General features: G+C 55.6%; 7 protein-coding genes. 5 read left to right on the forward strand and 2 right to left on the reverse strand.

From position 1 onward, the window contains the following. Positions 1 to 5: 5 nt before the first annotated feature. From EI185_RS17530 to EI185_RS17550, 5 genes are all read left to right on the forward strand, one after another. Positions 6 to 179: an alkaline phosphatase gene (locus EI185_RS17530; RefSeq protein WP_223247924.1), complete on the forward strand. Its 174-nt coding sequence runs from the start codon at positions 6 to 8 to the stop codon at positions 177 to 179. 342 nt (positions 180 to 521) lie between these two features. Beyond that, positions 522 to 1,100, forward strand: a complete 579-nt coding sequence (locus EI185_RS18300) for a PEP-CTERM sorting domain-containing protein (RefSeq protein WP_223247922.1) — start codon at positions 522 to 524, stop codon at positions 1,098 to 1,100. Further along, the gene (locus tag EI185_RS17540; RefSeq protein ID WP_124706435.1) at positions 1,097 to 1,582 is read left to right on the forward strand and encodes a hypothetical protein; all 486 of its coding nucleotides are present in this window, start codon (positions 1,097 to 1,099) and stop codon (positions 1,580 to 1,582) included. The genes EI185_RS18300 and EI185_RS17540 overlap by 4 nt, the downstream gene beginning before the upstream one ends. A gap of 205 nt (positions 1,583 to 1,787) precedes the next feature. Continuing rightward, entirely contained in the window at positions 1,788 to 3,773 is a 1,986-nt protein-coding gene (locus EI185_RS17545) for a bifunctional metallophosphatase/5'-nucleotidase (RefSeq protein ID WP_124706436.1), read from the forward strand. Between the two features lie 28 nt (positions 3,774 to 3,801). Further along, complete coding sequence (locus tag EI185_RS17550; protein ID WP_223247923.1) at positions 3,802 to 4,635, forward strand: PEP-CTERM sorting domain-containing protein; 834 nt, start codon at positions 3,802 to 3,804, stop codon at positions 4,633 to 4,635. A 154-nt stretch (positions 4,636 to 4,789) separates the two neighbouring features. Here the strand turns inward: EI185_RS17550 and EI185_RS17555 are convergent, their stop codons facing one another. Then, positions 4,790 to 5,593, reverse strand: a complete 804-nt coding sequence (locus EI185_RS17555; RefSeq protein ID WP_124706437.1) for a hypothetical protein — start codon at positions 5,591 to 5,593, stop codon at positions 4,790 to 4,792. Positions 5,594 to 5,887: 294 nt separating this feature from the next. Then, complete coding sequence (epsA, locus tag EI185_RS17560) at positions 5,888 to 6,685, reverse strand: XrtB/PEP-CTERM-associated transcriptional regulator EpsA (RefSeq protein ID WP_124706438.1); 798 nt, start codon at positions 6,683 to 6,685, stop codon at positions 5,888 to 5,890. Positions 6,686 to 6,940: the final 255 nt, after the last annotated feature.

Consider the following 6,940-nt stretch of genomic DNA (forward strand, 5'->3'; position numbering starts at 1 on the left):
CCCATGTGGACACCACCGATCAGGGCTTCCACCAGGAGGCGCTGGTGCCCCTGTCTTCGGAAACCCACGCGGGCGAAGACGTGGCGATCTTTGCCCGCGGTCCGAAAGCGCACCTGTTTCACGGCGTGCAGGAACAGAACTATATTTTCCACGTGATGAAAGACGCGCTGGGTCTGTAACCGGTTGATCGTATCAGCGTGATTTTTCTGGAGAGGCCATGGGTCTCTCCATTTTTATTTTTGAGGAATCTTTATGAGCCATCGTTTCATGTTCATGGCAGCATTGTTGTTTGCCGCACCAGCGCGGCATCGAATACAATGCGACCGATCTGCGCATCATAGTCGGCCCGCTTGCCGAAGTCGGTTTCGTTGGCGCTTTAATGCGCTTTAGTCTTTCATCCGGATAATTGGGATGGGCCGAACGGCCTATGTTTCGCGCCCGCATGGTCTTAACTCCTTCAACAATGTGCCGGTAGAGTCTTGCATGTTGCTTAATCCATAGACCCGCCGGAAGGATGCTCCATGCTTCGCTTTAAACCCCTGCCCCTCGTTCTGGCCGTTATTGGCCTGTTTTCTTATTCAGCCGTGACTTGGGCCGACAGTACCGCTCAGTCGTTACCTTTTACTCAGGACTGGTCGAATAGTCGAATACCGGTCAGCTTTAACGACACCGGACTGATTGGCACGGATAGCGAATATCTGAAAGCGGATACACCGAACCTGAACTTCCACAACAGCGCTTACACGCATGCCAACACCGCTGCCGCCATCGAAGTGGCCTCCACGGAAGGGGTTTTCCATGGGCTGAGTTTCGCGACGGAGTCATCCGATCCAGAATTCGCCCTCACTCCCGGCGTTTTCGACGCGACGAGTGTGATTTTCGTTTCTCAACCAGTGGACACACAACCCGTCGTTGTCGTACCAGACTATGGCTCCATCTACATCTACGCACCTGTACCCTTCAACATACCCGTCGTCGTTGTCGCACCAGACTATGGCACCCTCATCTACACTCCCGCGCCAGTACCTGAACCAGAGCCCTATGCCATGCTACTGGCCGGTCTGGGACTGCTTGGTTTCATGGCGAGGAAGCGCCATTGAATCGTAGCTGCTTGCTGGGTCTGTTGTGCCTGGTTATGCAAGGACCATTCCACGCCGCCTCAGCCGCCACACCGCTGGCCCTGGTGGCTACGTCCACCAAGGCCGAACCGGTGGTCGCGTGCCTGGCGCGGCGCATCGCAGCGCTGGTCGAACCCGATCGGCTCGGCACCGGGCTGGAAGCGCGCGTGGAGCTGCATCCTGCTACTGACGGCACTCACTTCAGCCTTACCTTGCTGCTCAAACCGGATGTGTATTCATTGCTGGCGAGCCTGGACGAAGACCCGGAAGCGCATCCCGCCTTGCAGGTCGCGCTGTTGGAAAACCTGCGCCATCCCATCGCCACCCGGGTCTATCCCTGGCACAACCTTCAAGACTGCTGCGCTGCCTCAAATTGGCTTTCCGGCATGATCCGTCAGGCCATTGATCTAAGCCCCAGGAAGCAGGGAAATGCCGGGCCCGTTTCAACCCGGATTATCCATTAAGTGTAGGTCGGGATTCATCCCGGCCTACAGTACAGATGACCGCCGATGCCGGTTGTAGTTGGCTGAAACCCAAACCATAGTCCGAACAACTCATTCAGACGCAGCTATGCCATCAAGTACCTGTCATATCTCTTCGCGACAATTCATCACGCTGATTGTGTTCCATGCGGTCTGCCAAAATCCAGATCAAACTCAGGAGGAATTCATGCATTACGCCGTCAAACCCTTGGCCATCGCGCTACTGTTAGCCTTTAATGCCAGCGTTCACGCAGCCTGCGTGGATGAACGCGGCACTGTATTCGCAGGTGCCATCGATAGCGGCGTGATCAATAAACCCGTCGCCGATTCCTGTCTCAACGATCTGGTCGTGGATAACGTCGCCGAGGGCGCCAACTGGGGTAACCACGGTGAATTCGTCGCCGCACTGTCGCGGCAAAGTCAGGGTTGGCTGCAGAGCAAACTGATCACGGCTCAGGAACGTTCCAGACTGATGCAAGCCGCCGCGCGTTCCGATGTAGGTAACACCTTGCTGGTAAGCATCGCCGCTTTCAACGATTTCCACGGCAACCTGCAAAGCCCAGGCAACTATAAAAACACGTCCAATCAGTTTCTTCCTTCCGGCGGCATCGACTACCTTGCCGCCTACGTCAAGAACATCCGGGCCAAGTCCCCCAACAGCGTTACTGTTTCAGCCGGCGACCTGATCGGTGCTTCGCCGCTGATTTCCGCCTTGTTCCATGACGAGCCCACCATCGAAGGCATGAACATCCTGGGTCTGGACTTCAATGCCGTGGGCAACCATGAATTCGACGAAGGCCGCGACGAGCTGCTGCGTATGCAGAATGGCGGCTGCCATCCTGTCGATAGCCATTCCTGCAGAGGCAACCAGGTCGGTACGCCTTACCCATTCGAAGGCGCCAAATTCAATTTCCTGGCGGCGAACGTGGTCGAAAAAACCGACGGCAAAACCCTATTCCCCGCCTACGGCATCAAGAATTTCAAGGGCAACAAGGTAGCCTTTATCGGCATGACCCTGAAAGGCACGCCCAGCATTGTGACCCCCAGCGGCATTTCCAGCCTGGAGTTCAAGGACGAGGCCGACACCGTCAACGCTCTGGTCCCTCAGCTTAAGGCACAAGGTGTCAACGCCATCGTGGTGCTGATACATGAAGGCGGTGTTCCCACCGGCAATTACACCAACTGTCCCGGCATTTCCGGCCCCATCGTCAACATTGTCAGCCGTCTGGACAATGCGGTGGACCTGGTCATCAGCGGCCACACGCATCAGGCCTATCTGTGCGACCTGCCCAACAGCACCGGTCGCGCCATCCCGGTGACCAGCGCCGGCAGCTATGGCCGGCTGGTCAGCGAAATCGACCTGACGCTGAACACCGTGACCCGTGACGTGATCGGCGTGAAAGCCAGCAACCTGATTGTTGATCGCACTCCCGGCGTGGTAACCCCCGTGGCCAGTCTGACCACGCTAGTAAGCAACTACGCCGCGCTTGCCGCGCCTATCGCCAACCATGCCCTGGGCGTCATCAGCGCCGCCATCACGCGTAGTCCAAACGCCGGCGGTGAATCGGCGTTGGGTGACGTGATCGCCGATGCACAACTGGAATCCACTGCCCCTGCAGCATTGGGCGGCGCGGTGATTGCTTTCATGAATACGGGTGGCATACGCGCTGACTTTACCTACCCCTCCAGCGCTGCCGGTGAAGGCGATGGCGTGGTGACTTACGGCGAGGCCTTCACTGTGCAGCCGTTCGGCAACTCGCTGGTGACCAAAACCCTCACCGGCCAGCAGATCTATGACCTGCTGGAGCAGCAATGGGGTGCCACGCAGCCTTATTCGCGCATCCTGCAAGTGTCCGGCGGTTTTGGCTATCAGCACACTTTCGACACCGCGGCAGCCAATTTCGCCGCGCAAAAAGGCGGGCATTTCGTCTGTGACGGCAGCGTCAAGCTGAATGGCGTAGCCATCGATAAGTCCGCCCCTTACCGGGTGACGATGAATTCCTTCCTGGCCGACGGCGGCGATAACTTTACCGTGTTCAAACTGGGTACCAGCCAGCTCGGTGGGGCAGTCGATCTGGACTCGATGCAGGACTACTTCACAGCTCACAGCCCCGTGGTTCCCGGCGCCCGGGATCGTATCGTCAAAGTCGCCGCCTGCCCGGCAGCGATATAAGCCCTTTCCATAAACTTAGGAGCCATAAATGAACAAGACCTTCATCGCTGCCTTGGCCCTCATCGCCGCCAGCGGCACGGCATCAGCGGCCACTTGGACCATGGGCGCCTCCGACGCAGCCGGCACGCGTGTCGGTGCCGTTTCCTTCGACGGCGTAGCTGCTGGCGTCGAGATCGGCAACATCGGCGACGACATGAATATCCACACCGCCGATTCCCTTGCAGTCGGTAGCTGGCGCACCCTGACCGCTACATCGGGCGCCAATAGCATCGATCTAAGCATGACCCACGAAGTCTATGCGGGTACCAGCTATAACAGTGATGCCAGCACCGCTTTTGTCAACCTCGCCACCTCCGCCACGCTGGACAACGCCCACATCGGTTCCGCTACCAACATGAGCGCTGTCTCCCTGGCCCCCGTCAGCCTTCTCAAACAATCCTTTTTCATTACCCCCGGTCTGGGCGAATCCGACGGCATGGCCGTTAAGGTCGGCTTTGCTCAGGATTACAGCCACATCGGTAATGGAAGCGCGGGCACGACTCAGACACTGTTCTCCAGTTATTCCCTTTATCTGAATGGCGCCCAAGTGAAAGCGAACAGCATAAGCGGGGCAGGCGCAGGCAGTGATTACCTGTCATTTAACGCTCACATCGGCGACCAGGTTCGGCTTGATTTGCTGAATTCGTCGTTAATTTCTGTCTCCGCCCTGAGTCTGGCCCCTGGCGACGCGCCTGCAGCCAACGCATACGGTAGTCTGAATACTTACCTGACCGTCAGCCCTGTACCCGAATCCAATACCTACGCCATGATGCTCGCCGGTCTGGGTCTGCTCGGCTTCATGATGCGCCGCCGCAACTTCTGAAGCGCCGTTTAGGCAGACCCACTCAGCGACTTGCGAGGTGGGAAGGATCTCGACGACTGACTGACCTTCAAATCGAAATTGAATGTACTCCAAAGGCCGCACCATTTTTCGCCTTTCATGGCAATGGTGCGGCCTCTTAGTCGCCTGTCTTTCATCAACCCCCAATTGCTTCTGACAGATCAAGATCGGCAAGCTTCATGGCGTGAGTTTCGGGTTCGGACACGGGGCTAACCGTGAATGAGGCTTTCATAGCATTGGATTGAAATGCGGTGATCTTGTCGCCACGGGCAAAGCTTGCATCGGCGACGCTAATTCTGGATTGACCACTTCCAAATAATTGGAGCGTATCACCGACATGGGCCAGGAAGCTGGTTTCAATTGCAGTCCCGCTAAAAGTGCCAATATATTTATTATTCAAAAAGAACGATACGAACGCGTAGCCTGACTTGCTGATTACCACTCCGTCTTCAAACGACTTATACAACGCAGATGCCTTGATCCGTACAGGATCACCCAATGCCTGACCATGATCGGCATTGATGCGCATTCCGACACCGAAATTAACCGGGGCGGATGCGTAGACGCTGAGTTTGCCGCCATCCCCCATGTAGCCATCCAGATTCACCAGTGTTTTTATATCAAACAAGACGGTGGATGAATTATTTTTGGTCGTGGCATGGAGTTCGTGGTTGATGGACAGATCGAGACTGTTCCCGCCCGCTGCGGCCGAATTCGTGGTGAAGCTTGCAGCAGTAAAGTAATCTGGCCCGCTTGATTGCAGGCCATCGCCAAGCTTGCCAATATCCACAATAATCGGTGCGTTGTTGAGCAAGACTGCACCCACATGCAAGTCTTGTTGATAATCGCTGTCATCAACCGAAATCAGGTACCCTGCCTGCGAGTTTCCAGGCAGCAGGCTGCTGAGTGAAAGTGCAAATGTCACCAGATTGAGTTTCATCAAAAAGCCTCCTTAATCCTACCCATGTCAAGACCCGTTATGCGCGATATGGTTCAGAGAATTGCATGTAATAGAATTATTTCGACAAGATTTATCGTGTCAGATTTTCGATTTCAGTACCAGCAATGGAAATGTCAGTAAAACCAAGTGGGATACCTTTAGTGCACAGTGCAATAAAAATCATCGATTGGTTTCACCCGCTTCACTTGATTTGAACCAGATTTAGCGTTTTGTAGGCGCGACAGGGCCATGATCGAATCTAATTGCTGATCGATCTGGCGGTTGGATTAATTTTCAGCGCTGGTTGTGCCGGATGATGCCGAGACTGATTGCACGCGTCACCGCCTGACCACGGGTTCGCACATTGAGCTTGTTCATGATCTTTTGAATGTGGTTTTTTACCGTGTGCGGACTCAATGCCAGAATCTGCGCGATTTCGTTATTGCTTTTGCCTTCCCGGATCCATACAAGGATTTCTATTTCGCGCGGCCTGAGCGGCTTGACCATGTTGATGGCCGGATTGCACAGAGCGTTTCCAGTATGCCGCTCTTCCGCCAGCATCCGGGAAAAGGTGGTGAAAATACAGGGCACCAGTATCCGCAGGGAGTGGGCAATTTGAATGCCCAGCGGCACCGATACCCGGGAAAAGCTGAAAAACGCCTTGACCCCGCCGTCCGCTGCGCGTACTCCATGAGCAGCGACATTGCGCAACTCAAGGGTGTGCAGCTGGTCGGCCCATTGCGACTCACAGCTGCTGATGCCCGGTTGCGCTTCGGCGATGGGGAGCATGCACGGCTGGCCGCTGACATCCCAGCGTGCGACCATGTGCGCCAGCAGTCCATCCAGCGGCTTGCACACGGTCTGAAAATGCTCGTCGCGGAAATAGCGCGTGGCACTGAATCGTTCCGTATACATATCGCTGTCGGGCGTATGCCGCAAGGCGCAGATCAGGATTTCATGCGGTATCAGTGTTTGCAGCGGGCCCTGAACCCATGAAAAAAAATGGCTGCGTTGCTGCACCCGCAAGGAGGTTTCCACAATATAAGCCAGGTTTTTTTGATCTTCCCCCTGGAGCGTAATTTCTTCGATCATGCCGCAACGCTCTCTGTATTCGTATTATGTGATCCGATTTGATATCGGGCGAGCCTAACTGACCAAGATGACAGCTTCTTGGCATATTTGTGAAATATAAAAAACTCACTTAAACACCGGGAAAACCCGGAAGAATCCACCGTCGAACCACATGGTCGCGTCCGCGCTGATGCATGCTTCACCAGCCCGAATACGGCGTGCCGTCGCGGCCGTTGCCGGGTGCGCCGCTGTGCAGATCGTACACACCGCCCTGAT

Origin of the sequence: Sulfuriferula multivorans (assembly GCF_003851125.1) — a bacterium.
GTDB lineage: Bacteria > Pseudomonadota > Gammaproteobacteria > Burkholderiales > Sulfuriferulaceae > Sulfuriferula > Sulfuriferula multivorans.